27 protein-coding genes and 1 other RNA gene are annotated in these 26065 nt (G+C 64.5%); 17 read left to right on the plus strand and 11 right to left on the minus strand.

The window, feature by feature from the left end; translation table 11 throughout:
• Positions 1 to 75 precede the first annotated feature (75 nt).
• Positions 76 to 4005: an AsmA family protein gene (locus FJ956_RS13985; protein ID WP_140674584.1), complete on the plus strand. Its 3930-nt coding sequence runs from the start codon at positions 76 to 78 to the stop codon at positions 4003 to 4005.
• A 434-nt stretch (positions 4006 to 4439) separates the two neighbouring features.
• On the opposite strand, the gene FJ956_RS13990 is transcribed toward FJ956_RS13985, so the two are convergent.
• The gene (locus tag FJ956_RS13990; RefSeq protein ID WP_140674581.1) at positions 4440 to 4868 is read right to left on the minus strand and encodes a helix-turn-helix domain-containing protein; all 429 of its coding nucleotides are present in this window, start codon (positions 4866 to 4868) and stop codon (positions 4440 to 4442) included.
• Positions 4869 to 5039: 171 nt separating this feature from the next.
• Between FJ956_RS13990 and FJ956_RS13995 the strand changes: the two genes are divergently transcribed.
• Entirely contained in the window at positions 5040 to 6845 is a 1806-nt protein-coding gene (locus FJ956_RS13995; RefSeq protein WP_140674578.1) for a chloride channel protein, read from the plus strand.
• Here FJ956_RS13995 and FJ956_RS14000 read toward each other — a convergent pair.
• The 4 genes from FJ956_RS14000 to FJ956_RS14015 all read right to left on the minus strand — a co-directional run bounded on the left by FJ956_RS14000 (position 6842) and on the right by FJ956_RS14015 (position 8616).
• The gene (locus FJ956_RS14000; RefSeq protein ID WP_140674575.1) at positions 6842 to 7069 is read right to left on the minus strand and encodes a ribbon-helix-helix domain-containing protein; all 228 of its coding nucleotides are present in this window, start codon (positions 7067 to 7069) and stop codon (positions 6842 to 6844) included. The genes FJ956_RS13995 and FJ956_RS14000 overlap by 4 nt on opposite strands.
• A 9-nt stretch (positions 7070 to 7078) precedes the next feature.
• Positions 7079 to 7276, minus strand: coding sequence for a DUF4169 family protein (locus FJ956_RS14005; protein WP_140674572.1), 198 nt, complete (start codon positions 7274 to 7276; stop codon positions 7079 to 7081).
• A 9-nt stretch (positions 7277 to 7285) separates the two neighbouring features.
• On the minus strand, positions 7286 to 7816 hold the full coding sequence (locus tag FJ956_RS14010; protein ID WP_140674569.1) for an SspB family protein: 531 nt from the start codon (positions 7814 to 7816) through the stop codon (positions 7286 to 7288).
• Positions 7817 to 7932: 116 nt separating this feature from the next.
• On the minus strand, positions 7933 to 8616 hold the full coding sequence (locus FJ956_RS14015; RefSeq protein ID WP_140674566.1) for a TetR/AcrR family transcriptional regulator: 684 nt from the start codon (positions 8614 to 8616) through the stop codon (positions 7933 to 7935).
• Between the two features lie 210 nt (positions 8617 to 8826).
• Here FJ956_RS14015 and FJ956_RS14020 point away from each other — a divergent pair, with 210 nt between their 5' ends.
• Entirely contained in the window at positions 8827 to 10032 is a 1206-nt protein-coding gene (locus tag FJ956_RS14020; protein WP_140674563.1) for a multidrug effflux MFS transporter, read from the plus strand.
• 48 nt (positions 10033 to 10080) lie between these two features.
• On the opposite strand, the gene FJ956_RS14025 is transcribed toward FJ956_RS14020, so the two are convergent.
• Both FJ956_RS14025 and ssrA read right to left on the minus strand, forming a co-directional pair.
• Positions 10081 to 10641 carry an AAA family ATPase gene (locus FJ956_RS14025; protein WP_140674560.1) on the minus strand — a complete coding sequence of 187 codons (561 nt, stop codon included), beginning with the start codon at positions 10639 to 10641 and terminating at the stop codon, positions 10081 to 10083.
• Between the two features lie 91 nt (positions 10642 to 10732).
• Positions 10733 to 11093: a transfer-messenger RNA gene (gene ssrA, locus FJ956_RS14030) on the minus strand.
• A gap of 167 nt (positions 11094 to 11260) precedes the next feature.
• Here ssrA and FJ956_RS14035 point away from each other — a divergent pair.
• Together FJ956_RS14035 and FJ956_RS14040 are read left to right on the plus strand one after the other, a co-directional pair.
• Positions 11261 to 11572: a DUF2853 family protein gene (locus tag FJ956_RS14035; RefSeq protein ID WP_140644165.1), complete on the plus strand. Its 312-nt coding sequence runs from the start codon at positions 11261 to 11263 to the stop codon at positions 11570 to 11572.
• A gap of 142 nt (positions 11573 to 11714) precedes the next feature.
• Positions 11715 to 12509 (plus strand): thymidylate synthase, encoded by a 795-nt coding sequence (locus FJ956_RS14040; protein ID WP_140674558.1) that lies wholly within the window; start codon positions 11715 to 11717, stop codon positions 12507 to 12509.
• A 13-nt stretch (positions 12510 to 12522) separates the two neighbouring features.
• Here FJ956_RS14040 and FJ956_RS14045 read toward each other — a convergent pair whose 3' ends face one another.
• Complete coding sequence (locus FJ956_RS14045) at positions 12523 to 12732, minus strand: molybdopterin-binding protein (RefSeq protein ID WP_140674556.1); 210 nt, start codon at positions 12730 to 12732, stop codon at positions 12523 to 12525.
• A 167-nt stretch (positions 12733 to 12899) separates the two neighbouring features.
• On the opposite strand from FJ956_RS14045, the gene modA reads away from it, so the two are divergent.
• The 4 genes from modA to FJ956_RS14065 all read left to right on the plus strand — a co-directional run bounded on the left by modA (position 12900) and on the right by FJ956_RS14065 (position 15960).
• Positions 12900 to 13694 carry a molybdate ABC transporter substrate-binding protein gene (gene modA, locus FJ956_RS14050; RefSeq protein ID WP_140674554.1) on the plus strand — a complete coding sequence of 265 codons (795 nt, stop codon included), beginning with the start codon at positions 12900 to 12902 and terminating at the stop codon, positions 13692 to 13694.
• Between the two features lie 22 nt (positions 13695 to 13716).
• Complete coding sequence (gene modB / locus FJ956_RS14055; RefSeq protein ID WP_140674551.1) at positions 13717 to 14421, plus strand: molybdate ABC transporter permease subunit; 705 nt, start codon at positions 13717 to 13719, stop codon at positions 14419 to 14421.
• A complete protein-coding gene (gene modC / locus FJ956_RS14060) occupies positions 14418 to 15530 on the plus strand; it encodes a molybdenum ABC transporter ATP-binding protein (RefSeq protein ID WP_140674549.1) in 1113 nt (370 codons plus the stop codon). Before modB ends, modC begins: the two co-directional genes overlap by 4 nt.
• Positions 15531 to 15618: 88 nt before the next feature.
• A complete protein-coding gene (locus FJ956_RS14065; RefSeq protein ID WP_140674547.1) occupies positions 15619 to 15960 on the plus strand; it encodes a winged helix-turn-helix domain-containing protein in 342 nt (113 codons plus the stop codon).
• A gap of 119 nt (positions 15961 to 16079) precedes the next feature.
• On the opposite strand, the gene cobF is transcribed toward FJ956_RS14065, so the two are convergent.
• Positions 16080 to 16844 carry a precorrin-6A synthase (deacetylating) gene (cobF, locus tag FJ956_RS14070; RefSeq protein ID WP_140674545.1) on the minus strand — a complete coding sequence of 255 codons (765 nt, stop codon included), beginning with the start codon at positions 16842 to 16844 and terminating at the stop codon, positions 16080 to 16082.
• Between the two features lie 127 nt (positions 16845 to 16971).
• Here cobF and FJ956_RS14075 point away from each other — a divergent pair, with 127 nt between their 5' ends.
• From FJ956_RS14075 to FJ956_RS14100, 6 genes are all read left to right on the plus strand, one after another.
• The gene (locus tag FJ956_RS14075) at positions 16972 to 17985 is read left to right on the plus strand and encodes a DUF4424 domain-containing protein (protein ID WP_140674543.1); all 1014 of its coding nucleotides are present in this window, start codon (positions 16972 to 16974) and stop codon (positions 17983 to 17985) included.
• Positions 17985 to 18503 carry a dihydrofolate reductase gene (locus FJ956_RS14080; RefSeq protein ID WP_140674541.1) on the plus strand — a complete coding sequence of 173 codons (519 nt, stop codon included), beginning with the start codon at positions 17985 to 17987 and terminating at the stop codon, positions 18501 to 18503. The genes FJ956_RS14075 and FJ956_RS14080 overlap by 1 nt, the downstream gene beginning before the upstream one ends.
• Positions 18504 to 18750: 247 nt before the next feature.
• On the plus strand, positions 18751 to 19866 hold the full coding sequence (gene hflK, locus FJ956_RS14085) for an FtsH protease activity modulator HflK (protein ID WP_140674539.1): 1116 nt from the start codon (positions 18751 to 18753) through the stop codon (positions 19864 to 19866).
• Positions 19866 to 20807: a protease modulator HflC gene (locus tag FJ956_RS14090; RefSeq protein ID WP_140674537.1), complete on the plus strand. Its 942-nt coding sequence runs from the start codon at positions 19866 to 19868 to the stop codon at positions 20805 to 20807. The genes hflK and FJ956_RS14090 overlap by 1 nt, the downstream gene beginning before the upstream one ends.
• Positions 20808 to 20813: 6 nt before the next feature.
• Positions 20814 to 20999 (plus strand): DUF2065 domain-containing protein, encoded by a 186-nt coding sequence (locus FJ956_RS14095; protein WP_140674535.1) that lies wholly within the window; start codon positions 20814 to 20816, stop codon positions 20997 to 20999.
• A 145-nt stretch (positions 21000 to 21144) separates the two neighbouring features.
• Positions 21145 to 22662 carry a DegQ family serine endoprotease gene (locus FJ956_RS14100; RefSeq protein ID WP_140674533.1) on the plus strand — a complete coding sequence of 506 codons (1518 nt, stop codon included), beginning with the start codon at positions 21145 to 21147 and terminating at the stop codon, positions 22660 to 22662.
• Positions 22663 to 22707: 45 nt separating this feature from the next.
• Here the strand turns inward: FJ956_RS14100 and FJ956_RS14105 are convergent, their stop codons facing one another.
• Both FJ956_RS14105 and serB read right to left on the minus strand, forming a co-directional pair.
• Entirely contained in the window at positions 22708 to 23280 is a 573-nt protein-coding gene (locus FJ956_RS14105; protein WP_140674531.1) for a GNAT family N-acetyltransferase, read from the minus strand.
• Positions 23277 to 24164 (minus strand): phosphoserine phosphatase SerB, encoded by an 888-nt coding sequence (gene serB / locus FJ956_RS14110; protein ID WP_140674529.1) that lies wholly within the window; start codon positions 24162 to 24164, stop codon positions 23277 to 23279. Before serB ends, FJ956_RS14105 begins: the two co-directional genes overlap by 4 nt.
• Here serB and miaA point away from each other — a divergent pair.
• The gene (gene miaA / locus FJ956_RS14115; RefSeq protein WP_140674865.1) at positions 24154 to 25098 is read left to right on the plus strand and encodes a tRNA (adenosine(37)-N6)-dimethylallyltransferase MiaA; all 945 of its coding nucleotides are present in this window, start codon (positions 24154 to 24156) and stop codon (positions 25096 to 25098) included. The genes serB and miaA overlap by 11 nt on opposite strands.
• Positions 25099 to 25223: 125 nt before the next feature.
• Complete coding sequence (locus FJ956_RS14120; protein WP_140674527.1) at positions 25224 to 26015, plus strand: GGDEF domain-containing protein; 792 nt, start codon at positions 25224 to 25226, stop codon at positions 26013 to 26015.
• The last annotated feature ends 50 nt before the right edge of the window (positions 26016 to 26065 follow it).

Here is a 26065-nt window from a genome sequence, read left to right on the forward strand (position 1 = left end):
GTCGCACGCTGAATTGCCTCTTTATCGACACGCGGATGCGGGTAGAGTGCGGCTGACTTTCAACCCGGGAAACAGATGCTCGCCCGCCTGTTCGTGATCTTCGGTGGCCTGTTCGTGCTGGTGCTCTTTGCGGCACTGGTGGTGCCGTATTTCATCGACTGGACGGGTTACCGGGGCGATTTCGAGCGCGAGGCGAGCGCCGTCCTCGGCCGCAAGGTGACGGTGAAGGGCGATGCGACGGCGAGGCTGTTGCCGTTTCCGTCGGTGACCTTCTCCAATGTCGAGGTGGCGGGGGGGCCGGAAGGCCAGCCGGCGATGACGGTCGAGACCTTTTCCATGGATGCCGAGCTCGCGCCATTCCTGCGCGGCGAGGTGCTGATCTTCGACATGCGGCTGGTGCATCCGAAAGCCACCATCAATGTCGCCGGCGACGGCATCGTCGACTGGACGCTCCGGCCCTCGACGCCCCTCGACCCAGGCCAGATCGCGATCGAGAAGCTGTCGGTAACCGAAGGGCAGATCGAATTGCGCCACGCCGCCGGCGGACGCAGCCATCTGATCTCGGAGATCAACTCGACCATTTCGGCCAAGGCGCTCACCGGCCCATGGCGCATGGACGGAACGCTGCGCTTCGACGGCCTGCGCACCGATGTCTCGGCTTCGACCGGCAAGGTGGAACCGGACGGCCAGATGCGGCTCAGGCTGAAAGCGGATCCCGATGCCTATCCGCTGATCGTCGAAACCGACGGCAATGCCGGCATCGTCAAGGGCGCCGCGGTCTATTCCGGCCAGTTCAAGATTTCGGGTGACGACAAGAATTCGGCCGAGTTGCGCGGCAACGAGGGCCAGCCGGTCAAGATCAGCACCGGCAAGCCCGACCCAGGCTTCCGGCTGAACGGCAAGTTCGCGCTCGACCACCAGAAGCTCAATTTCGACGAGTTCCGCTTCGAGACCGGGCCGCTCGATAATCCCTATACCGCCGACGGCAAGGCATCGGTCGATCTCGGCCTGAAGCCGCATTTCTCGGTCGAGGCCAGCGGCGCGCAGGTGCAGTTCGACGAGGCCGTCGGCGGGGCCGCCGGCGCCGGCTTCACGCTCGACCAGCGGATCGCGGCATTCGAGCGGACGCTGCAGCACATGCCGAAGCCTACGATACCGGGCACGGTCGAGGTCAGGCTGCCGGCGGTGGTGGCGGGCGACACGACGGTGCGCGACGTGCGGCTGTCGGCCGAGCCGGTCGAAGGGGGCTGGTCGGTGAAGTCGCTCGCCGCGACGCTGCCGGGCCGCACGACGCTCGAAGCCGACGGCATGTTGAGCGTGGAAGACCATTTCGGCTTCACCGGCTCGTTGCTGCTGGCCGTCGGACAGCCTTCCGGCTTTGCCGCCTGGCTGTCGAAGGATGTCGACGAGGCGATCCGCCGGCTGCCCGCGGCAGGCTTCAAGGCCAAGGTCGATCTCAGCGAGAACCGGCAGTCCTTCAGCGATCTCGAGCTCATACTCGGCAAGGCGAAGTTTGCCGGCAGCATCGATTCCAGCCAGCCGGATGGCGCCAGGCCGTCGGTGCTGATGCGGCTGACGGGCGGCGAGATGGACCTGGACGGGCTCGCGGCGTTCGCCTCGATCTTCATCAGCGACAAGGGCGCCAACCGGTTTTCGGATCGCGATCTCGATTTCCAGATCAAGGCGGGGCCAGTCAGCGCCGCCGGGCTCAGCGCCGACACCGTCGACACGGCGCTGCGGCTGCGCGAGGGCCTGCTAGAGATCGACCGGCTTTCGATCGGCGGCCTGGCCGGCGCCTCGATCAGCGCCACGGGCCGGGTCAAGGATTTCCCGCAGAGCCCGACCGGCAAGCTCAACGCCTCGGTGGTGGCGGTGGACCTCAAGCCGCTGATCGATGTCGCGGCGCAGCACTATCCCGACAATGGCGTGCTCAAAGGCCTGGCCAGCCGCGCGGCGGCCTATCCCGAACTGTTCCAGGACGCGCGCATCGATCTCTTGACCAGCGCCGCCGACAATGGCGACGGCACCACGGGCCTGGCGCTCTCAGCCCAGGGCAAGGCCGGCGGCTCGGCCTTCTCGGCGTCGCTTTCCGGCAAGGGGACCGCGGACAAGCTCTCCGAGGCGCCGGTGTCGATCACCTTCAACGCCCGCAACGACGATGCCACAACGCTGCTTGCGCTTTACGGCCTGCCGGCGTTGCCGCTCGGCATGCTCGGCCACGCCAACACCGACGTCTCGGCGAAGGGCTCGGTCGCCGGCGGCCTCGCGACCAGCTTCAACCTGACAGCCGATGATTTCAGGGCAGGCTTCGACGGAACAGTCGCCTCGACGGCGCAAGGCCCCATCGCCAAGGGCAAGGTCAGTCTCGATGCCGCGGATATCGAGCCGTGGCTGATGACGACGGGCGTAGGCCTGCCCGGCATGGGAACGGGCACGTCGACATCGCTGGCGGCCGATGCCGATTTCGGCAATGGGCTCCTGGTGCTGAGCGGCCTCACCGGTTCGATCAACAAGGCGCCGGTGTCCGGCGACATCAACATCGACGCCAAGGATGGGCTGCCGCATCTTGCCGGGGCGCTGGCGCTCGACGAGCTCGACCTCGATCCGCTGGCGGTCTCGCTGTTCGGCGACCAGTCCTTCGCGCCCGCCAAGGGCGGATGGCCGACCACGCCGTTCAGCCAGAAGTCGACGCTGCCGTTCAACGCAGATCTCGACCTCAACACCTCGGCGCTCGCGGTCGGGCCCTTCGCCACGGCGCATGACGCTTCATTCTCGCTGAAGCTCGATCGCGAAGGCATCCACGTCTCCGACCTCAAGGCTAAGCTCTACGGCGGCGACCTGACCGGCCTGTTCGACCTGAAGAACACGGAGGGCACCGGCCTGTTCTCCGGCCAGATGAGGCTGGCCGGCAGCGATCTTTCCGCGGTTCTGCCCGGCGCCGGTATCGGCGGCAGCGGCGATCTTTCGGCGGCGCTGTCGACCAGCGGCAAATCCGTCGACGCCATGATTGCGGCCCTGTCCGGCTCCGGCACGGCGGCGCTGAAGGGATTGAAAGTGGACGGCATCAATCCGGACGGCTTTGGCGCCATCATCGCCAAGGCTGACACGATCGGGCGCGATATCGACACGGCCAAGACCGCGGAGTTCGCGCCGCAGATCGCCGGGACGGGCAGCTTCGCCGCCGGCGACACGGATACGGCCTTCACCGTTGCCAACGGCACGTTGCGGGCGCCGCCGATCAGCCTCGACAATCCCGGCGCGACCTTGTCCGCCGACGTGACCGCCGATCTCAACACGAGCACCGTCACGGCAAAGGGCGCGCTGACCTATCGTCCCGGCGACGAGGCGCTGGTCGGTTCCGAGCCGGCCGTCAATTTCAGCCTGGCCGGTCCGCTCGGGGCGACCGCGCCCCAGTTCGACAGTGGCCCTCTGGCGCAGTTCCTGACGCAGCGTGCGCTGGAGAAGGAACAGCAGCGGGTCGAGGCGATGCAGGCGGCGCTGCTGGAGAAGCAGCGCCTGCGGCGCGAAGTGCGCTACTACGCGGCGCTGCAGATGGAGCGCGACAAGGCGGCCGAGGAGTTGCGCCGACAAGAGGAAGAGGCGCGACAGAAGGCCGAGGCGGAAGCCAAGGCGAAAGCCGAAGCGGAAGCGCAGGCACAGGCGGAAGCCGAGGCAAAAGCCAAGGCCGACGAAGAGGCGAGGGTGAAGGCGGAAGCCGAGGCGAAGGCTCAGGCCGAGGCTGACGCCAAGGCGAAGGCCGATGCACAGGCGAAGGCCGAGGCCGAGCAGCGAGCCGCGGACGAGGCGGCCAAGGCGCAGGCCGAGGCCGATCGCAAGAAGGCGGAGCAGGCGAGGCTGGAAGCGGAGCGCAAGGCAGCCGCGCAAACGCGCAAGGTCGATGGGTCGCTGCCCGGCGTCAATGATGGTTCGACTTCAGCGCCGGCGAAGCCGAAGGCCAACCCGTTCACGATCGACAATCTGCTGAAGTCGCTCGACGGCGGCTGAGTTTCACGCTGCGCGTAGGGCGGAGCTAGTTCCCCAGCACACAGGGGATTTGACCGGTCGGCTCTGTTTGCGTTGGCAGGTGGCATGCGTTGGAAATTGGCCGAAACGCCCATCGCGATCGTCATTCTAGGGCGGAGCAGGAGCGAAGCTCCGTCGCGAAGACCCTGGAATCCATGCCGTTACCTTCGCCAAGGCGTGCAACAGAGCAGAATTCTGCACCGCGGCAACGCTTCGAACTCACGGCATGGATTCTATGGTCTGCGCCGCGTCGCTTCGCTCCTTGCTCCGCCATAGAATGACGAGGTTGGGGCGGCTTCAACCAATCCCCGGCGTTTGCGCTGATTTCACGGAAATGAACGGGAAAATCTTGCGCCAAGACAAACGGCAACCTTTCAAAATCCCTGTGTCGGCGAACCAGTTGAATATCTTAGCGCCTAGGATTCTCCGCGGCGCAAGAGCAGGCGCCGCAGCATCGGCTCGATGCGCGAAAGCTCGTCGAGATGCGCGGCCGACAAGTCGGCCAGGCGATCGTCGGCCAAAGGGGTGAGTTGCAGCAGCACACGTCGGTGATCGCCCTTGTCCTGATCGCGGATCACCAGGCCCGCCTCGGCAAGGCGGTTCACCAGTTCCACCGCGCTGTGATGGCGGATGCGCAGCCGCTCGGCAAGCTCGCCCACGGCCACCGGTCCGCCGCCGGGAAATCCCTTGATCGCCAGCAGCGCCTGGTGCTGGCGCGGCGTGAGGCCGGCCTCATTCGCCTGGACCTGGCTGAATTCGAGAAAGCGGCGGATCAGATAACGGAACTGCGACAGCCGCTGGTAGTCGGCCTGGCTGATGGCGGGGCGTGGTTTCGGCGGCGTCATTTCCCGACTTATGGTCTTTTCCCGCAAAAGCTCAACCGGCCGCCGCGATCCCTGTCCAAAATGACGCGGTGCAGCGATCGAAAACAGCCTTGCGGATTTATATCGTATTACGATATTAGGCCGCCTGAAACCGGACGGCCTTGGCGCCGCCAGAAAGTTCAGGCTCCCAGAATGAAACCTGCTCACGCCGGCAACGGCCATCTCCGCGACTTCACGACCGATCCGCGCGTGCTCCTCATCGCGGCCATTGCCGTCGTGGTGGCGACTGCTGGGCTTTTTGCCGGCATCGCGCTCCTGCAGCTCATCCGTCTTGCCACCAACATCGCCTATTTCGGCCAGTTCTCGCTGGCCGAGTTCAAGCTCGAGGACTCGCCGCTGGGTTATGCCGCCGTGATCGTGCCGGTGATCGGCGCGCTGATCATCGGCCTGATGGCGCGCTTCGGCAGCGAGAAGATCCGCGGCCACGGCATTCCCGAGGCCATCGAGGCGATCCTGCTCGGGCGCTCGCGGCTCGACGCCAAGGTCGCGGTGCTGAAGCCGCTGTCTTCGGCGATCTCGATCGGCTCGGGCGGACCGTTCGGCGCCGAAGGCCCGATCATCATGACCGGCGGCGCCATCGGCTCGCTGATCGCGCAGATGCTGCCGGTCAGCGACAATGAGCGCAAGACGCTGCTGGTGGCCGGTGCCGCGGCCGGCATGACGACGGTGTTCGGCACGCCGATCGCCGCCATCATGCTTGCGGTCGAATTGCTCCTGTTCGAATGGACGCCGCGCAGCTTCATCCCTGTCGCCGTCGCCGCGATCGTCGCGGAAGTCGAGCGCACCCTTCTGCACCTGCCGGGTCCGATCTTTCCGTTCTCGGGCACCATGGAGGCATCGATCGCCGGATTGGGCGGCTGGGTGCTGATCGGCATCTGCGCCGGCCTGCTCTCAGGCCTGCTGACGCAGATGGTCTATCGTTGCGAGGACGCTTTCCAGAAGCTGCCGATCCACTGGATGTGGTGGCCGATGATCGGCGGCCTGGTGGTCGGCATCGGCGGACTTATCGAACCGCACGCGCTCGGCGTCGGCTACGACAACATCGCCAACATGCTCGACGGCCGCACGGTCGCCACCGCCGCGCTGCTGCTTCTGGTGGTGAAGGCCGTCATCTGGGCGGTGGCGCTGGGGTCCGGGACCTCGGGCGGTGTGCTGGCGCCGCTGCTCATCATGGGCGGCGCGATGGGAGCGGTGCTCTCGGGCATCCTGCCCGAGGCGAGCCCCGGCTTCTGGCCGCTGCTGGCGATGGCCGCGACCATGGGCGGCACCATGCGCGCGCCGCTGACCGCGACCTTCTTCGCCACCGAGCTTACCGGCAACACGCATGTGCTGGTGCCGCTGATCGCGGCCTGCGCCACCGCCCATGCCGTCACCGTGCTGTTGATGAAGCGCTCGATCCTGACCGAGAAAGTGGCGCGGCGCGGGCATCACCTCGTTCGAGAATACCGCGTCGATCCTTTCGCTTTGACCAGGGTCAAGGAAGTGATGACGACCAAGGTCGAGACTGTGCCGGCGACGATGACGCTGCATGGCGCAGCTGCATTCCTGACTGCGCCGGAGACGCGGCATCCGAGCTTCCCGGTGATCAACGGGCAAGGCCATGTGCTTGGCGTCATCGATCCGCCGGCGATCCTGCGCTGGCGTCGTAACGGCAAGCATCGCAGCACGACGCTTGGCGAATTGCTGGCCGGCAGCAAGATCACGCTGGCTTATCCGGACGAATATCTGGAGGCGCTTTCCGACAAGCTTCTGCTCGCCAACGTCTCGCATCTGCCGGTCGTCTCACGCGAGGATGAACGGCTCGTCGGCTATATCGGCTGGAAAGACATGATGCGGGTAAGGTCGAAAAAGCAGGCGGAGGAGCGTGACCGTTCGGCCCTGCTCAGCTTCGGCGCCAAGCGCAAGACGCAACAAAGCCTCAGCGACAACGCGGTCTAGGGCGCCGCGCCGCCGCGCTTCGCCCAGGCCAGCACATAGAGCCTCAGCGCGGATGACAGGTTCGCGTCGCGGGTGCGCGTCTCGTCGATCTCGGCGACCAGGGCCGCGAGCGACAGCGAACGCTGCACGGCGATGGCGATGAGATCGTCGTAGAAGGGCTGTTCCAGGGAAAAGCTGGTGCGGTGACCGCGGATCGTTACCGAACGTTTTTCGACCGCGGCCATTGCAGGGACTCAGCGCTCGCCAGGGTCGTCGGGTTTTTCCCGGCGATGGCCGGCCACGAATTTCTCGGCCTTTTCCGATGCCAGCCGGTCACGCTCGCGCTCCGTCTTCGAGCGGCCGTGCAGCGCCCGGTTCTCGCCGGCCTGGCGTTCTTTCTCGATGCGCGCTTTCTGCTTGCGGGCCTGGCGGAGATTGACGACCTCGCCCATGGCGCCGGGCTACTTCTTGCGGAAGGCGTCGAGCGAAACGACGTCGGCACCCTTGCCGCCGGTCTCGGCGACCGCCGGTTTCTTTTCGGCCTCGACGGCCTTCTTCTTGGTTTCCGCCTTTTTCTCGGGGACGACGGCGATCGGCTCGGGCGCTGGAGCGGCAGCCTCGTCTTCGGCGCTCTCCGTCTTGACGTCGAATTCGAGCTCGAAATTGACCGACGGATCGTAGAAGCCGCGCACGGCGGAGAAGGGGATTTCGAGCTTCTCCGGCACGTCGGAGAAGGACAGCCCGACCTCGAAGCCGGCATCCGTCACCTTGAGGTCCCAGTACTGGAACTGGATGACGATGGTCATCTGCTCCGGATAGCGCTCGCGCAGCCTGGACGAGATGCGCACGCCCGGCGCGCCGGTTAGGAAGGTGATGAAGAAATGATGATTGCCCGGAAGGCCCGTGCGCGCGACCTCGGCCAGGACCTTGCGCATGACACCGCGCAGAGCCTCCTGGGCCAGAATGTCGTAGCGGATGTGGTCGTCGGCCATCTGATGGTCGGGTTCCGTTGAATCGTCCGCATAGCTGTAATCAAGCTTGAGCGCGGCGTAAACCGCATATAGGCGCAAAGCCGTGAGGCCAAGAGGGGTGCCGGCGATTTGATCGCTCAGGCGTGAACGAGCGCCGCCTGTTTGCCGGCTGGCGATTTCTTCCTGGCGAAGGCGCTGAGAAAGGTCCGCACACCATTGGTGGCGGAGCTTAGCACCTCTTCCTCGGTCGGTGCGCCGCCCAGCATGAAAGTGATCTGAAGCTCGGCGTTGACGAGGGCGAGGAACTGACGCGCCGCGACGTCGGGGTCGCCGATCGACAAATGTCCGGCGAAGGCAAGCCGGGCGAAGCGCGCGGCAAGCGCCGACCAGGTGCGGCCCGGGCCTTGCTCGCGCCATTCGGCAAACAGTTCCGGATAACGCCCGCCTTCGGCCTGGATCAGCTTGCGCAGGAAACGGCCGTCGCGGTTGCAGATGCAATTGCGGTTCATGCGCACCGCAAAGGCGACCAGGTCGGCTTCCAGGTCCGTGGGCTGGTCGGGGAAGCTGGCGATGGTGGCGAAGATGCCGGCATTGCAGCGCTCCGTCAGGTCGCGCACGACGGCGACGAAGAGCTTTTCCTTATCGCCGTGATGGTTGTAGACGGTCTGGCGTGAAACGCCTGCCTCGGCCGCGATCAGGTCGATATTGGCGCCGGCATAGCCTTCGCGGCAGAAGACGGAAGCGGCGGCATCGACCACCGACACGCGCTTGGCCTCGTGGCTGCGTGGCGGGAAAGTGTCAGGAGAAACGCCGTGCTTCATGAAAAATCTATATAGCGGTGATTGACGAATTGGACAAGCCTGTCTAAATTTGTGGACACAATAACGGGAAGTCTGCGCTGCCGAGACGAACAAGTTCGCTCTAGAGACGAATGAATTCGCTCTCAGGTGTCGGATTTCCCACGGGATGGAACGTCCTGGGTTCAGACGCCGGCATTTCGCGGCGGCAACCAGATCCGAAAGAGCCTTATCATGAGTCCCAAATTCCTCCGCATCGCGGTCGTGCTCGGCTTGTTGTCCGCGATCGGCCCGTTTGCGATCGATATGTATCTCCCCGCGCTGCCTTCGATCGGCCAGGATCTGCATGCCGGCACAGCCGCCGTGCAGATGAGCCTTCTGATCTTCTTCCTGTCGATGGGCTTTGGGCAGATCGTCGTCGGACCGATCTCCGACATGGTCGGCCGCAAGGCGCCGCTTTATGCCGGCCTTGCGCTGTTCATGGTCGGCGGCGTCGGCTCGGCGATGGCGCCGACCATCGAGTGGCTGATCGCCTTCCGCTTCCTGCAGGGGCTTGGCGCCAGCGCCGGCATGGCGGTGCCGCGCGCCATCGTGCGCGACCTGCACACCGGCAACGAGGCCGCCAAGCTGATGTCGCTCTTGATGCTGGTGTTCTCGGTGTCGCCGATCCTGGCGCCGCTGACCGGCAGCCAGATCATCGAGAGTTTTGGTTGGCGCGCCGTATTCTGGACGGTTACGGGTGCCGCCGCTTTGGCCACCATCCTGCTCGCCACCTCGCTCAAGGAGACGCGGCCGGTCGAAGAGCGCGCCGGCTCGTCCTTCGGCACGGCGCTCGCCGGCTACCGCTATCTGATGGGCGACCGCAACTTCCTTGGCCTCGTGGCGATCGCGGGCTTCGGCATTGCGAGCTTCTTCGTCTATCTGTCGAGCTCGTCCTTCATCCTGATCGACCATTACGGCCTGTCGCCGTCGGTCTACAGCGTGTTCTTCTCGATCAACGCGGTCGCCTTCATCGGCATGTCGCAGCTGACCGGGTTGCTGGCCGACCGCTTCGGGTTGAAGCGCGTCGTCTGGGTGGCGGTGACCGGCTATGCCACGGTGATGGTGGCGCTGTTCGCCATCATGGCCTCGGGTGTCGACCGGCTCGACGTGATGGCGGCGCTGCTCTTTGTCGGCTACGGCTTCCTTGGCCTCGTCATCCCGACAACCTCGGTGCTGGCGATGGAAGAGCATGGCGAGATCGCCGGCACGGCCTCGGCGCTGATGGGCACGCTGCATTTCGCCATCGGCGCGCTGGCGATGGGTGTCGCCGGCATCTTCTTCGACGGCACGCCGCTGCCGATGGTGGCCGGCATCACGCTCTGCGCGGTGATTTCTTTCACGCTGGCCAAGCTAACGCTCGGCCGTTCGCGCGAGGCGGTCGAGGCGCCGGCGGAATAGGGCAGCCGTTGAGAAGACAGGAGAGGCCGGGCTTGATCCCGGCCTTTTTCATGTCCCTGGCGACGCTGTTTGATCGATGACGAAGCGCAACCGTTCCTCGACCGGAGCGAGAGGCAACGGCACCAGTTCGTAACCGAGCTCCACATAGACGCCGGTCACCGAGCGGAATGTGCGCTCGGCCTCGTCGAGCGTCTGCTTGCGCTCCTCGTCCTGGGTGAATATCTCCGGCCAGGGTGGCGCGACGAAGACACGGCGCGCGTAGCGGAATTTCCTCGCAGCGCTTGTGAGGTGGTCCGGCACCGGCAGGCCGCAGAGCCTGAGATAGCCGACCGAGTCGGGCGCGCCGCGATCGAAGAAGATCGGGCCCGGTGGCTCGGCATGCGCGGCGTGCCAGGAGCGCAGTTCCCACGACAGCATCAGCTCGGCAAAGAGCGCGCGATCCTGCCAGGGAAGGGCAGGGCCGCCGATGGCCATCTGGTCGCGGATGATGCCGCGCCCGGCCTCAGGCGCCGTCGCGAAGCCCTGGGCCCGCAGCGCTTCGATCAAGGTTGTCTTGCCGGAACCTGGACCGCCGGTCAGCACGAAGAATCGGCCGCAATCGTTTTGCATCGCTTGTCCATGGAGGATGAGCGGCAAGGCCGCGCATCGAGCGCCGGACGAGCCTTGGCCGTTCGGTTGATCGGATGAGAAATTGGGGGAAGGTGGAGGTTTCTGTTGCCAGGTACCTCCGAACCCCGCCTAGAAGTGCGAACCGCTAGGACTTGATTTGAAGCGTTCGCGCCGCATTAAGCAGCGAGACGAGCTTCCGCATAGTTGTCGTTGGCAACTATAAGTTTAGCCCGATGACGGTGGTACAATGCCGGGCAAAAGTACGATCTTTACACCTTCGTCGATCCTATTTCGCCCCCAGCAAAAGCCGCTCCGTCAGCCAGAGCGGTTTTTGGTGGAGGCGCCGGGTACCGCCCCCGGGTCCGAACGGCTTATTTCATCGCCTGTTTATCGCCATAGTCGGTCAAGCCGACGAAACGAATATAGGGATCGATAACGGAAAAAGAAAGGCCAAACCGGCGCTTATCCGGTTATGCCAAACTGCGCAGCCAGGGTTGACTTGCGCGCCCACTCAATCAAATCTCGCTCCTGGTGAGGAGTCTCTGACCTAGCGCACAGGTTGCGTAGCGCGCCACAACCCTCACCGATCGGATCCGTGGCGCCGACGAGGGGAAGTTCGATGGCCGACTATCTTGCGGATGTGAAGAAATACGATGCCGGCGCCAGCGCCGATGCGGTCGATAAGATCGTCAAGCATCTGGGCATTGCGCTCAGGAACCGCGATTCCTCGCTGGTGTCCTGCACCGACCCGAAGGAACTCGACCGCGTGCGGGAGAACTGGATCGGCAAGAAGCTCGGCATCGCGGATGCCGCAAAGGCCAATGCCTCGATCGAAAAGACCTGCAAGGCGATGCATGCCGACAACACCAAGAGCCGCGTGACCTTCTACTATCTGGTCGCCAAGGACCTCGGCAAGCTCGGATCTCTGTAAGGCACAGCCACCCCGCGGCCGGCACGAAACCGTGCCGGTGCCGTGGGTTTTTGGCGCGATCCACATCCGGAGCCTGCTTTGCGGTGTTCGATCGGCTGTCGGTCGGGTATGATTGCTTGTCACCCGAATCGAGGCAGAGCCGATGCGCCAATATCTCGACCTGTTGAAGCATGTGCTGGAGAACGGCGCCGACCGTGGCGACCGCACCGGGACAGGCACGCGCTCGGTGTTCGGCTACCAGATGCGCTTCGATCTTTCGCGCGGCTTTCCGGTCACGACCACGAAGAAGCTGCATCTGAAGTCGATCATCCACGAGCTTTTGTGGTTCCTGGCCGGCGACACCAACATCAAATATCTCAACGACCATGGCGTCACCATCTGGGACGAATGGGCCGACGAGAATGGCGATCTGGGTCCCGTCTACGGCAAGCAGTGGCGCTCATGGCCGGACGGGCAAGGCGGCGAGATCGATCAGATCGCGGGCCTTTTGAAGGAGATACGCAAGAATCCTAACTCGCGCCGGCTGATCGTCTCGGCCTGGAACCCGGCCGAAGTCGAGGCGATGGCGCTGCCGCCCTGCCATTGCATGTTCCAGTTCTATGTCTCGGAGGGCCGGCTCTCCTGCCAGCTTTACCAACGCTCAGCCGATATTTTTCTCGGCGTGCCGTTCAACATCGCTTCCTATGCCTTGCTCACCATGATGGTAGCGCAGGTCACGGGGCTGAAGCCCGGCGATTTCGTCCACACGCTCGGCGACGCGCATCTTTATTCGAACCATTTCGAGCAGGCGCGCGAGCAGATGCGGCGTACGCCCAAGGCCTTGCCGACGATGTGGATCAATCCGGAGGTGAAGGACCTCTTCGCCTTCCGTTTCGAGGATTTCCGCCTCGAGAATTATTTCGCGGATGCGAATATCAAGGCGCCTATCGCCGTGTGAGCCAGCCTTCGGCTCAGTCGATGCCGACCATGACGTCCGAGGCCTTGATCACCGCATAGGCCTGCTTGCCCTTCTCGATCGCGAGGTCGGCGACCGCTTCGTTGGTGATCGAGGAGGTGACGATGACGCCGCCGCCGATGTCGATCCTGACATGCGAGGTGGTGGCTCCCTTGACGATCTCGGTGACCTTACCCTTGAGGATGTTGCGAGCGCTGATCTGCATGCGTCGCTCCTTTAAGCTTCGCCGTTTCGTTTCGCATTCATCGTAGGCCGAGACCTCGACGGCGCACAATGCCGTGACTGGCGAAAAGCCTTCCCTTGTTATGTTCATACGGATATATCGATCCGAGGCTTTGAGCCGTACGGATTTTGAAACCGGGGAGAGACTCCATGACGGGCAAGGGTTTTGGGTTGAAGGCGATCGCTGTTGGCGGTGTGACGGCGATGCTGATGGCGGCGGTACCGGCGGCCCATGCCGACGACAAGGTGGTCGTGTTTGCCGCGGCGAGCCTCAAGGACGCGCTCGACGCGGTCAACAAGGCCTGCGAGCCGGAAGTCGGCGAAGCCGCCACCATTTCATACGCGGCGAGCTCGGCGCTCGCCAAGCAGATCGAAGGCGGCGCGCCGGCCGACATCTTCGTCTCGGCCGACCTCGACTGGATGAAATATCTCTCCGACAAGAAGCTGACCAAGCCGGATACCGAAGTGAAGCTGCTCGGCAACCAGATCGTGCTGGTGGCGCCGAAGGATTCCACGGTCGAGACCAAGGTCGAGAAGAGCTTCGACCTCGCCAAGCTGATCGGCGACGGCAGGCTTGCCATGGGCGATTTCAAGGCCGTGCCGGCCGGCAAATACGGCAAGGCGGCGCTGGAATCGCTGGGCGTCTGGTCGTCGGTCGAAGGCAAGGTCGCGCAGGCCGAGAATGTGCGTGCAGCACTTAAGCTGGTGTCCACGGGCGAGGCGGCGCTTGGCATCGTCTATGCCACCGACGCGCATGCCGAAAAGGGCGTCAAGGTCGTCGGCACCTTCCCGGAAGATTCGCATCCGCCGATCATCTACCCGATTGCCCAGACCGCGGATTCGAAGGACAAGGATGCGGCGGCCTTCCTGAAATGCGTCGAGTCGGCCAAGGCCGCCGACCTGTTCAAGGAGCAGGGCTTCACGGTGCTCGCGCCGAGCAACTGAGAAAGACCGCGCAAACATAGCTATGAACTGGCTGCTGGACCTCACTCCCGACGAATGGAATGCGGTCCGGCTGTCGATCAAGGTGGCGACGGTGGCGATGATCGCCAGCCTGCCGCCCGGCATCCTGATAGCGCTCCTGCTTGCGCGGGGGCGTTTCTGGGGCAAGACCCTGCTCAACGGGCTGGTGCATCTGCCCTTGATCCTGCCGCCGGTGGTGACCGGCTATCTGCTCTTGCTCACCTTCGGCCGGCGTGGCCCGGCCGGCGCCTTCCTTGCCGAGCATTTCGGCATCGTCTTTTCGTTCCGCTGGACGGGCGCGGCATTGGCTTGCGGGGTCATGGGCTTTCCGCTGATGGTGCGGGCTATCCGCCTCTCGATCGAGGCTGTAGATCGCAGAATCGAAGCGGCGGCCGGCACGCTCGGCGCCAATCCGCTCTGGGTGTTCGCCACCATCACGCTGCCGCTGATCCTGCCTGGCCTGATCGCCGGCGCGATCCTTTCCTTCGCCAAGGCGATGGGCGAATTCGGCGCCACCATCACCTTCGTCTCCAACATCCCCAACGAGACGCAGACACTGCCCTCGGCGATCTACACCTTCACGCAGGTGCCGGGTGGTGATGAAGGCGCGCTCAGGCTGACGCTGATCTCGATCGTCATCTCGATGGTCGCGCTCATCGCCTCGGAAGTGCTGGCGCGGCGGGTCGGCCCGCGGATGGACATCGAATGACGCTCTCGGTCGACATCAGCCATCGCCTAGGCGATTTCGCCATGGAGGCGCGTTTCGAGAGCGCCGGCCGGCTGACGGCGCTGTTCGGGCCGTCGGGCTCGGGCAAGTCGACGCTGATCAACCTGATCGCGGGCCTGATCCGTCCGGACAAAGGCCGTATCTCGGTCGACGGCAATGTGCTGGTCGACACCGCCGCGCGCATCTTCGTGCCGATGCACAAGCGGCGGATCGGCATGGTGTTCCAGGACGCGCGGCTGTTCCCGCACATGAGCGTCGCCAACAATCTGCGCTACGGCCGCTGGTTCACGCCGGCATCCGAGCGCTACGCCAAGATGGATGCGGTGGTCGACCTGCTCGGCATCGGTCACTTGCTCGACCGGCGGCCGGCGAAACTGTCGGGCGGCGAAAAGCAGCGCGTCGCGATCGGCCGCGCGCTGCTCGCCAGCCCGAAACTGCTTTTGATGGACGAGCCGCTCGCCTCGCTCGACGAGGCGCGCAAGGCCGAGATCCTGCCCTATATCGAGCGGCTGCGCGACGAGACGAAGATCCCGATTGGCTATGTCAGCCATTCCGTCGCCGAGGTGGCGCGGCTGGCGAGCGACGTCGTGGTGTTTTCACAGGGCAAGGTCGCGGCCGCGGGCCCGACCGAGGCGATCATGCGGCGGCTCGACCTGTTGCCGGCGGAAGAGCGTGCCGAGGGGGGTGCCGTGCTCGACACCAAGGTTCTGCGTCACGACGAGGCCTTCGGCATGACGGTGCTTGCCTCGCAGGCCGGCGAGATCCGCGTGCCGAAACTTGCGCGGCCGGCCGGTGCTTCGGTTCGCATCCGCATCCGCGCCCGTGACGTGATGGTCGCCATCGAGAAACCCGCCGGCCTCAGCGCGCTCAACATCCTGGCGGGAACAATCGTCAACATGAAGCCGGGCGAGGGGCCCGAGGTCGAGATCGGCATCGATTGCCACGGCGCGGTTGTGGTCGCGCGGATCACCGAGCAATCGCGGCAGGCGCTTGGCCTCAGGCTGGGAAGCCAGGTCTTCGCGGTCATCAAGACGGTGAGCTTCGATCGCGCAAACACCGGCGCCGGCCTGCCGGCCGAAGCCGACGTTTGAGGCGCTCGATCACGTCGCTATGTATATTTGGAATAGCGCTTCCTTCGCATAGAGACTATTGTCGTGCCGTGGAATCCGAGGAGATGAAATGCCGTCGCTCAGCCTGCGGATAAATCTCGACCCCGACGGCCGGATCGGCCCGGGCAAGATCGAACTTCTGGAGCAGATCGCCGCCTTCGGCTCGATCTCGGCCGCGGCGCGCGGCATGGAGATGTCCTACAAGCATGCCTGGGATCTGGTCGAGGACATGAACCGCGTGTTCGGCAAGCCGCTGGTCGCGGCGCAGACCGGTGGCCGCAAAGGCGGCGGCGCGCAACTGACACCGGCGGGTTTGGCGGTCGTCAGCCGGTTTCGCGCCATAGAGCGAGCCGCTTCATCGGCCGCCGCCATCCATATGCAGGCCCTGCAGGCGGAGATCGATGCCGGATGAGGCAGTAGGCAGTAGGCAGTAGGGGTATGATGTCCTGGATGCTCGATGCAAACGAAATCGAGGCCTCTAATCGCCTCCCATTATTTTAATTTTACTGCCTATTCCCTACTGCCTAATCCCTAATCCCCAAATTTCTTCAGCAGATAGGTGTCCATGATCCAGCCCTTCTTTCGGCGGGCTTCCTCGCGAACCCTTTCGATTTCGGCGCTGACATCGCCCAGCCGGCCGGAGATGACGATCTCGTCCGCTGTGCCGAGATAGGCGCCCCACTGGATGAGGACGTCCTGGTCGGCAAGCGTGTTGAAGGCGCATTTGCCGTCGAGCATGACTATGGTCGAGCCGGCATTGGCAGCCAGGCCTTCCTCGGTCAACCGCCGGCCGGTGGTGACCAGGATCGAATCGCCGATTCGGTTGAGCGCGGTCGCGTGGGCGGCGGCCAGCGCCTGGATCGCGGTGATGCCGGGGATGACTTCGAGCTCGAAACCGACATTGCCTCTGAGGCGAACGCGTTCGAGGATACGCAGCGCGCTGTCATAGAGCGACGGATCGCCCCAGATCAGGAAGGCGCCGCAGCCGTCTTCGGCAAGCTCGTCGCGTATCAGGGCTTCATAGATCTCGGCGATCGCCTCGTGCCAGTCGTCGACGGTTGTCCGGTAAGACGATGTCGGCTCGGCCCGCACCGGCACCTCGAACTCGACGCGGCGCGACTTCGGATTGGTGACGAAGCGGTCGCATATCTGCCGGCGCAGATCGGCAAGATCGTTCTTCTTCGCTCCCTTGTCGGGAATGAACAGCACGTCGGCGCGGTTCAGGCCGTTGATGGCCTGCACCGTCATGTGGTCGGGATTGCCGGCGCCGATGCCGATGACGAGAAGCTTGCGCATGGCGATCTCCTGCCCGATCGGCGGCGCGGTGTCCAGAAGTCCCGGTGCCCGATGACGAAGGGCTTTGAAACGGCGCGCTGAAACGGTAGATGAAAAGACGCCCGGTATCGCCGTCGAGGAGGGGTCCATGTTACGCATCGTACTGACCGCAGCGCTGGCGATCATCGCCGCTCCGGCCTTCGCCAATGATTCCGTCGCCGAGCTCGGCACCGGCGGGCTGATCCTGTCGCGCAGCGACGCGGTCGCGATGCAAAGCGAGGACCTGTTCATCTCGCCGGAGAAGGTGACGGTCGACTATGTGTTCCGCAACAACACCGACAAGGATGTCAGCTCCGTCGTCGCGTTCCCGATGCCCGACATCGAGGGCGATCCGAACGAGATGCCGGCGATCCCGGAGGCACAGAGCGACAATTTCCTCGGCTTCGAGGTGACGATCGACGGCGTCGACGCGAAGCCTCAGCTCGAGCAAAAGGCGCTGGCGCTCGGCATCGACATCACCGCCGACCTCAAGGCGCAGAACGTGCCGCTCTATCCGTTCGGCGATGCCGCCAAGGCGGCGCTGGCGAAGCTGCCCAAGGATGTCGCCGAGGATTGGGAAAACCGTGGCATCATCATCGAGGATACCGCCGATGACGGCTCGGGCATGAAAACCGCCTATGCGCCGTTCTGGCAATTGCGCTCGACCTATTGGTGGCGTTCGACCTTCCCGGCCAACAAGGAAGTCCATGTCTCGCACCGCTACAAGCCAAGCGTCGGCGGCACTTCCTCGGTCAGCTTCTTCTATGACGGCCAGTTCCAGGGCCAGTATGCGGCCTACAAGACCCGCTATTGCATGGACGGCGCGTTCGAGAACGCGGTCCGCAAGGCGGCCAAGGCAAATCCGGACGGCTACCCGAAATATTACGAGAGCCGGATCGCCTATATCCTGACCACGGGGGGGAATTGGGCCTCCGGCAATATCGGCAATTTCAAGCTGACGATCGACAAGGGCAGCCCCAAGAACCTCGTCTCCTTCTGCGGCGACAATGTCAAAAAGGTCGGACCGACGACGTTCGAGATCACGGCCAAGGATTTCTATCCCGAGCACGACATCGACATCCTGCTGCTGGAGCCGTCGGACAATGGCGGGAATGGCGGCTGATGGACATCGCGATCTATGTCGCCATCGCCGAAAACGGCGTGATCGGACGCGAAGGCGGCCTGCCGTGGCGGCTTTCCACCGATCTCAAGCGGTTCAAGGCCGACACGATGGGCAAGCCGATCATTATGGGCCGCAAGACCTATGAAGGCATCGGCCGGCCGCTGCCCGGCCGTCTCAACATCGTGGTGACGCGCGACAAGGCCTGGCGCGCCGAGGGCATCGAGGTGGCCCACTCGCTGGATGACGCGATCGCGCTGGCCAGGGTGCGCGGCCGCTGCATGGCGGGAGCGGAGGAGATCTGCGTGGTCGGCGGCGGCGAGATCTACGCCCAGGCTTTGCCGCTCGCCGACCGGCTGCATGTGACCCATGTGCTGGCCAGCGTCGATGGCGACGCGCATTTTCCGCCGATCGACCCAAGCATCTGGCAAGTCGTCGACGCCGAGGATTTTCCTGCCGGCGAGAAAGACAGCCACGCCACGCGTTACACGGTTTACGAGCGCCGACGCGACGATCGCTGACGACGACAAAGGGTCGCTACCGATCCAAATCGCACGGGGACGACGGCACATCGCGTTGAAAGCGGGTCAAGGCGTCCCTATAGAAGAACGGTGTTGCAGCGGCGCGCGTCCAACCGGACGCGCAAGAGGCCGCCGTAATACTTTGATTTTGGCGCATGATTCCTTTTCGAAAACCGATATGGGTTTTCCGGGTCATGCGTTAGGATTGCGCCGCAAGGCCTGAGGGAACCGGAGCGAAAGGACATTCATGCCCTGGAACGACAAGAGCGGTGGCGGCGGCCCATGGGGCGGCGGCGGCAATCAGGGGCCCTGGGGGCAGGGACCGAAAGGGCCAAGCGGCCCGCAGGGTTCGCCCCCCGATCTTGAGGATATCATCCGCCGCGGCCAGGACAGGCTGCGGCGTGCGCTTCCCGGCGGCGGCGGCGCGAGCCCGGCCGTGCTCGGGCTGATCGCGCTGGCCCTCATCGTGCTGTGGGCCTTCAAGGCGATCTACACCGTGCAGCCCGATGAAGTTGCGGTAGAACTGCGCTTCGGCCAGCCGAAGACCGAGCTTTCGCAGCCAGGCCTGCATTTCCATTGGTGGCCGATCGAAACGGTCGAAACCGCCAAGATCTCCGAGCAGCTCGTCAGCGTCGGCGGCGGCTCGAGCAGCGGCTCCGGGCTGATGCTCTCCGGCGACCAGAACATCGTCAACGTGCAGTTCTCGGTGGCCTACCAGGTCTCCGATCCCAAAGCCTATCTGTTCGACGTTTCAGATCCCGACGGCATGCTGGCCCAGGTCGCCGAGAGCGCCATGCGCGAAGTCGTCGGCCGGCGGCCGGCGCAGGACATCTTCCGCGACGATCGCCAGGGTATCGCAACCGGGGTGCGCGAGATCATCCAGGGCACGCTAGACGGCTACAAGACCGGTCTCCAGGTCAACGCGGTCTCGATCGAGGACGCGGCACCGCCGCGTGAGGTGGCCGACGCGTTCGACGAGGTGCAGCGCGCCGAGCAGGACGAGGACAAGTTCGTCGAGCAGGCCAACCAGTATTCCAACCAGAAGCTCGGCCAGGCGCGCGGCCAGGCGGCGCAGGTCCGCGAAGATGCCGCGGCCTACAAGAACCGCGTCGTGCAGGAGGCGGAAGGCGAGGCGCAGCGCTTCATCTCCGTTTACAACGAATACGCGAAGGCGCCCGACGTCACGCGCAAGCGCCTTTACCTCGAAACCATGGAGAAGATCCTGAAGGACTCCAACAAGGTCGTCGTCGAGCAGGGCAATGGTCAGGGCGTGCTGCCTTACCTGCCGCTGCCGGCATTGCAGCCGAAAGCGCAGCCGGCGCCGGCCCCTCTGGGCGGCGTCACGACGGGAGGTAACCAGTGATGGCCAACCGGCTTCCCATCGTCGCCGTCATCGCGGCTGTCCTTCTGTTCCTGCTCTATTCCTCCGTGTTCGTGGTCAATGCCGGCCAGCAGGCGATCGTGCTCAGGTTCGGCGAGATCATCGACGTCAAGAACGAGCCCGGCATCTACTTCAAGGCGCCGTTCGCCTTCTTCGATGCCGACAGCGTGCAGATGGTCGAGAAGCGGGTGATGCGCTTCGATCTCGACAATATCCGCGTCCAGGTCTCGGGCGGCAAGTTCTACGAGGTCGACGCCTTCATCGCCTACCGCATCTCGGATCCGCGCACCTTCCGCGCGGCGGTGTCCGGTCAGGTTGAACTGGCCGAGGCGCGGCTCAGGACGCGTCTCGATGCGGCGCTGCGCCGTGTCTACGGCCTGCGCGACTTCGAAGCCGCTCTTTCGGAAGAGCGCGGCAATATGATGCGCGAGGTGCGCGATCAGCTTCGTCCCGACGCGACCTCGCTCGGCCTCGACATCGAGGACGTGCGCATCCGCCGGACCGATCTGACGGCGGAGGTCTCGCAGCAGACCTATGACCGCATGAAGGCCGAGCGCCTGGCGGAAGCCGAGCGTCTGAGAGCCCGCGGCAACGAGGCGGCGCAGCGCATCAGGGCGCGAGCCGACCGCGAGGTCGTCGAGATCGTTGCCGAGGCGCAGAAGGAATCGGAAATCCTGCGCGGCGAGGGCGAGGCGCAACGCAGCGCGACCTTCGCGGACGCCTATAAGCGCGATCCGGCCTTCTTCGATTTCTATCGCTCGATGAACGCCTATGGCACGGCGTTGGACAGCACCGGAACGACGATGGTGCTCTCGCCCGAATCCGAGTTCTTCCGCTATTTCCGCGATCCGGACAGCAAGCCCGGGCCGGCACCTGCCGCGCCTGCGACGCCACCTGCAACGCAACCCGGCACCGCCCAGTAGCGGGCGGTGCAGGATTTTCTGGCGGCAATCGGCCTGGTCCTCGTGATCGAAGGGCTGGTCTATGGAGGGTTTCCGGCTTTGGCCCGGAAGCTCGCTACTGAAGTGCTGTCTGTGCCGGAAAATGTGCTGCGGATCGGCGGGCTGGCGGCGATCGCCATCGGCGTCGCCATCGTCTGGCTGGTCCGCGGTTGATGAAATTCCTTGGTGCCGAAGCGATTGACGATTTATCTTCCGCCGATAGCTATAGCCGCAAACGTGCCTTATTTCTTGCCAACATGAATTGGACAGGCGCCTTTGCGGATGCGCCGTTCCTTTTCTGAAACACCGGGAGGCCACGATGATATCCGACACCCTGTTGCGCGCGGCGCGGCGCACCTTTTTCGCCGGCGCCACGGCATTCGCAGTCGGCATTGTCGCCGTTCCGTCCTTCGTCACGCCGACGATCGCCTCCGACGGACCGCCTTCGGTCGCAGATCTGGCCGAGCGCCTGCTTGGCGCGGTGGTCAACATCTCGACCTCGCAGACGGTCAAAGGCACGGAAGGGCCGGGCGCGGTGCCGATGCCGCAGCTGCCCGAGGGCTCCCCGTTCCAGGACTTCTTCGACGATTTCTTCAAGAACCGTGGCGGCGACAAGGGCGGTGCCGCGCAGAAAGTGCAGTCGCTCGGCTCCGGCTTCGTCGTCGACGCCGAGCAGGGCATCGTGGTGACCAACAACCACGTCATCGCCGATGCCGACGATATCGAAGTCAATTTCTCCGATGGCATCACGCTGAAGGCGACGCTGGTCGGCACCGACACCAAGACCGATGTCGCGGTGCTGAAGGTCGACCCCAAGGGCCACAAGCTGACGGCGGTGAAATTCGGCGATTCCACCAAGATGCGCGTCGGCGACTGGGTGATGGCGATCGGCAATCCGTTCGGCCTGGGCGGAACGGTGACGGTCGGCATCGTCTCGGCGCGCAACCGCGACATCAATTCCGGCCCCTATGACGATTTCATCCAGACCGACGCCGCCATCAACCGCGGCAATTCCGGCGGCCCGCTGTTCGACGCCGAGGGCGAGGTCATCGGCATCAACACGGCGATCATCTCGCCGTCGGGCGGGTCGATCGGCATCGGTTTCTCCATCCCCTCGCAGCTTGCCGCCGGCGTCGTCGACCAGCTTCGCCAGTTTGGCGAGACGCGGCGCGGCTGGCTTGGCGTGCGCATCCAGCCGGTGACGGCGGACATCGCCGAAAGCCTCGGCATGGCGACCGCCAAGGGCGCGCTGGTGGCCGGCGTCATCAAGGGCGGGCCGGTCGACAACGGGTCGGTGCAGGCCGGCGACGTCATCATCAAGTTCGACGGCAAGGATATCCATGAAATGCGCGACCTGCCGCGTGTCGTGGCCGAAAGCCCGGTCGGCAAGGCGGTCGACGTCGTCATCGTGCGCAAGGGCGTCGAGCAGACCGTCAAGGTGACGCTCGGACGGCTGGAGGACGGCGAGAAGCTGGCCAGCGGCGAGAACGGCAACACCGACCAGGACAAGGGCGACAAGGCGGCGCCTCCGGTATCGACTGCTTCGGTGCTCGGCATGACGGTCGGCGAACTCAACGATCAGACGCGGCAGAAGTTCGGCATCGGGGCCGATGTGTCCGGCGTGGTCATCACCGATGTCGCCAAGGATTCGGCGGCGGCCGAGCGCGGCATCCAGCCCGGCGAGGTGATCACCGAGATCGCGCAGGAATCGGTCGGCACGCCGAAGGACGTGATGGACCGGATCGGCGCATTGAAGGAGCAGGGCCGCAAGAACGCGCTCTTGATGCTGGCGTCGAAGACCGGCGAGTTGCGCTTCGTCACGATCCGGATGGATTGAGTCCGGAAAGGCACCCAACTAACTGAACTTCAACGAAGTGGGCGGCTAGCGAGCCGCCCTTTTTCGTGCCTGCCAGTCCTCACGCGCCAGCCTGTACAAGACATGGCGTTTGAGATGCGGATGGGTGTCGGGGACGCTCGGATGGTCGAAATCGCCGCCTGGATCGGCTCGCATACCGAGCCGGTTCATGACGGCGATGGAGCGATGGTTTTCGGCGACGGCGAAGGAGACAATCTCCTCCAGCCTCAACGTTTCGAAGCCGAAGGCGAGCCAGGCTTCAGATGCCTCGGTGACATAACCCTTGCCCCAGAATTCCGGCGCCAGCCGCCAGCCGATCTCGATCGTGCCGTCCGGTAGCGATGGCACATCATCCGTATCCAGGAGACCGACGAAGCCGATGCATTCGCCGGTCGCGGCGATTTCGGCCGCGGCGAAGCCGTAGTCATCCTCCTCGATCCAGCCGCGGAATTCGTTCATCTTGGCGTCCGCCGCGGCACGGTCGCGGCGGAACGGGAAGAATTCCATCACGCGCTCGTCCGAATTGATGCGATGGAAAAGCTCGCGGTCGCGATCCTCCCAGTTGCGCAGGATCAGGCGCTCGGTTCGCATGGGTCTCACTCGACGAACTCCTCCCGGCGGTAGCCCTGGAGATAGAGCAGCGCGGTCAGATCGCCATGATCGATGCGGATACGGGCCTGCTCCGCCACCGCCGGCTTGGCGTGAAGCGCGATGCCGGTGCCGGCAAGACGGATCATATCGAGGTCGTTGGCGCCGTCGCCGACCGCGATGGCGTCCTCTGTCGTCAGTCCGAGCCTCTTCGCGATATCGAGCAGCGCTTCGGCCTTGGCGGCGCGGCCGAGGATCGGCTCGGCCACCATGCCGGTGAATACGCCGTCCTTCTCGATCAGGCGGTTGGCGCGGTTTTCCTGGAAGCCCAGCATGGCGGCGATGCGGCTGGTGAAGACGTCGAAGCCGCCGGAGACCAGCGCCGTCCAGGCGCCGTTGGCGCGCATCGTGCGCACCAGCGCGCGGCCGCCGGAGGCGAGCGTCAGCCGGTTGGCGATGATGCGGTCGACCACGGCTGTATCGAGGCCTTTCAGCAAGGCGACGCGTTCGCGCAAGGCGGGCTCGAAGGCGATCTCGCCATTCATCGAGCGCGCGGTGATCGCCGCCACATGATCCTTGACGCCGATCTCGTCGGCGAGCTCGTCGATGCATTCCTGGTCGATCATGGTCGAATCCATATCGGCGAGCAGGATCTTCTTGCGCCTGCCCTCGGCCGGCTGGACGATGACGTCGACCGGCTCGGAAGCCAATGCGGCGCGCAGATTGGCGGTCATTTCGCCGATATCGGGCGTCCGCGGCAAAACGAGATCGCAGGCAATGTCCTCGGCCAGCCAATCAACGGCGCTTGCGCCGGCGGCCCGCAAGGCCATATTCGCAAGCGAGGCCGGCACGGCGCGGGCTTCTGGACGGGACACTAAAGTGGCGATCAGCGGCATCGAACATTCCGGCAGGCAGGCGGGCGAAGGCCGCGTCAAGAACGCGATCCTGATAGCCGGGCCGACAGCCAGCGGCAAGTCGGCGCTGGCGCTCGATCTCGCCGAACGCGGTGGCGGGGTCATCGTCAACACCGATTCCATGCAGGGCTATTCGGTGCTCGATGTCCTGACGGCGCGGCCGAGCGCCGCCGAAATGGCACGCGTTCCGCATTTCCTTTACGGCCATGTCCATCCCTCGACGGCCTATTCCACCGGCGCCTGGCTGCGCGACGTGACGAGGCTGATAGAAGACGGCGTGCTGTCGGGCCGTCCGGTCGTTTTCGTCGGCGGCACCGGGCTCTACTTCCGCGCGCTGGCCGAAGGCATCTCGGACATGCCGGACATTCCGGCGGCCGTCCGTGAGCGCTGGCGCTACGAGCTCAAGGAACAAGGGGCCGAAAGGCTGCATCGCCTGCTGATGCGTGAGGATTCGACTGTCGCCATGCAGCTCAAGCCGACCGACGGCCAGCGTATCGTGCGGGCACTCGAGGTGCTCGACGCTTCGGGGCGCTCGATCCTGGAATGGCAGGCGGCGCGCGGCCGGCCGCTGATCGATTGCGACAGCGCGCGCTTCCTGGTCGTCGAGCCGGACCGGCAGCAACTGGTGCGGCGCATCGAGGCGCGTTTCGACCAGATGCTCGACAAGGGCGCGCTCGACGAAGTGCGCCGGCTCATCGCGCTCGGCCTCGATCCGGACCTGCCGGCGATGAAAGCGATCGGCGTGCGGGAACTGCAGGCGGCGGTGGCCGGACAATTAGATTTTCCCGAAGCGATCGAACGCGCCAAGATCGCGACCCGGCAGTATGCCAAGCGCCAGTCGACCTGGTTCAGGCACCAACTGGGCGCGGAGTGGCGCAGGCTCCGGCCGGGCAACGAACCGGCGCTCCCGGACTGACGAAAAGCTTTTTCAATCAGCACTTTAAAATCCCTGGCTCTAATTCTCGCCAAGGTTGTCCGGGTTAACTGTCCGTAAGGTCCGCCATGCCATAACCTCAAGGGTTGCAGTGCCGCGGGGAGTAGATGCGTTTCCATAAGGCGGAATCCGCATTCTTTGTCTTTATTTTCGTGATCCTGGCCGCGGGCCTGGTGACCTTCCACGCCTATGGCCAATTGCAGGACATCGCCGCCGACCTCGATACCGCATCGCGCGTCGACAAAATCGTCTATCTCAACAAATTGCTGTTCGTCACCGGGGCGCTGCTGGCGACCGCGCTGTTCTTCGGCACCTTCTTCATCTACCCGCTGATCCGCGGCCAGGTGCGGGAAGAGGGCAAGCTCAGGGCGATGACGGTCTCGCTCAGCGCCCGTTCGCAGACGTTTGAGCAGGCGGCGCTCACCGACAGTCTTACCGGAATGCAGAACCGCCGCTATTTCGACGATGCGCTGCGCGAATATCTGCACGAGTTTCGCCGCATCGACAGGCCGGTCGGACTGATGATCCTCGATCTCGATCATTTCAAACAGGTCAACGACACGCATGGCCATGACGTCGGCGACGAGGTGTTGAGGGCCGTCGCCACGTGTCTGAGGGGCATGACGCGCTATCACGATGTGGTGGCGCGGCTGGGCGGCGAGGAGTTTGCCGTCGTCACCCCCAACATGGATGTCGAATTGCTCGCCAGGTTTGCCGAACGCATCCGCAAGGCGGTCGCCAACATGTCGATCATGTCGGGCAATGTGCGGCTGAAGGTCACCACCAGCGTTGGCCTTGCCGTCTGGGACCACAAGGAGAGCGCGGAGGATTTCTACCGCCGCGCCGACCGCCAGCTCTATGAGGCGAAGAAGCAAGGCCGCAATCGCGTCTGCGCCTAAAATCTCATCATCAAATTCGTGAGGCTGGCCGCCTGGAGCCGCTGTCTGCA

The sequence above is a fragment of the Mesorhizobium sp. B2-4-3 genome (genome assembly GCF_006442815.1).
Taxonomy (GTDB): domain Bacteria; phylum Pseudomonadota; class Alphaproteobacteria; order Rhizobiales; family Rhizobiaceae; genus Mesorhizobium.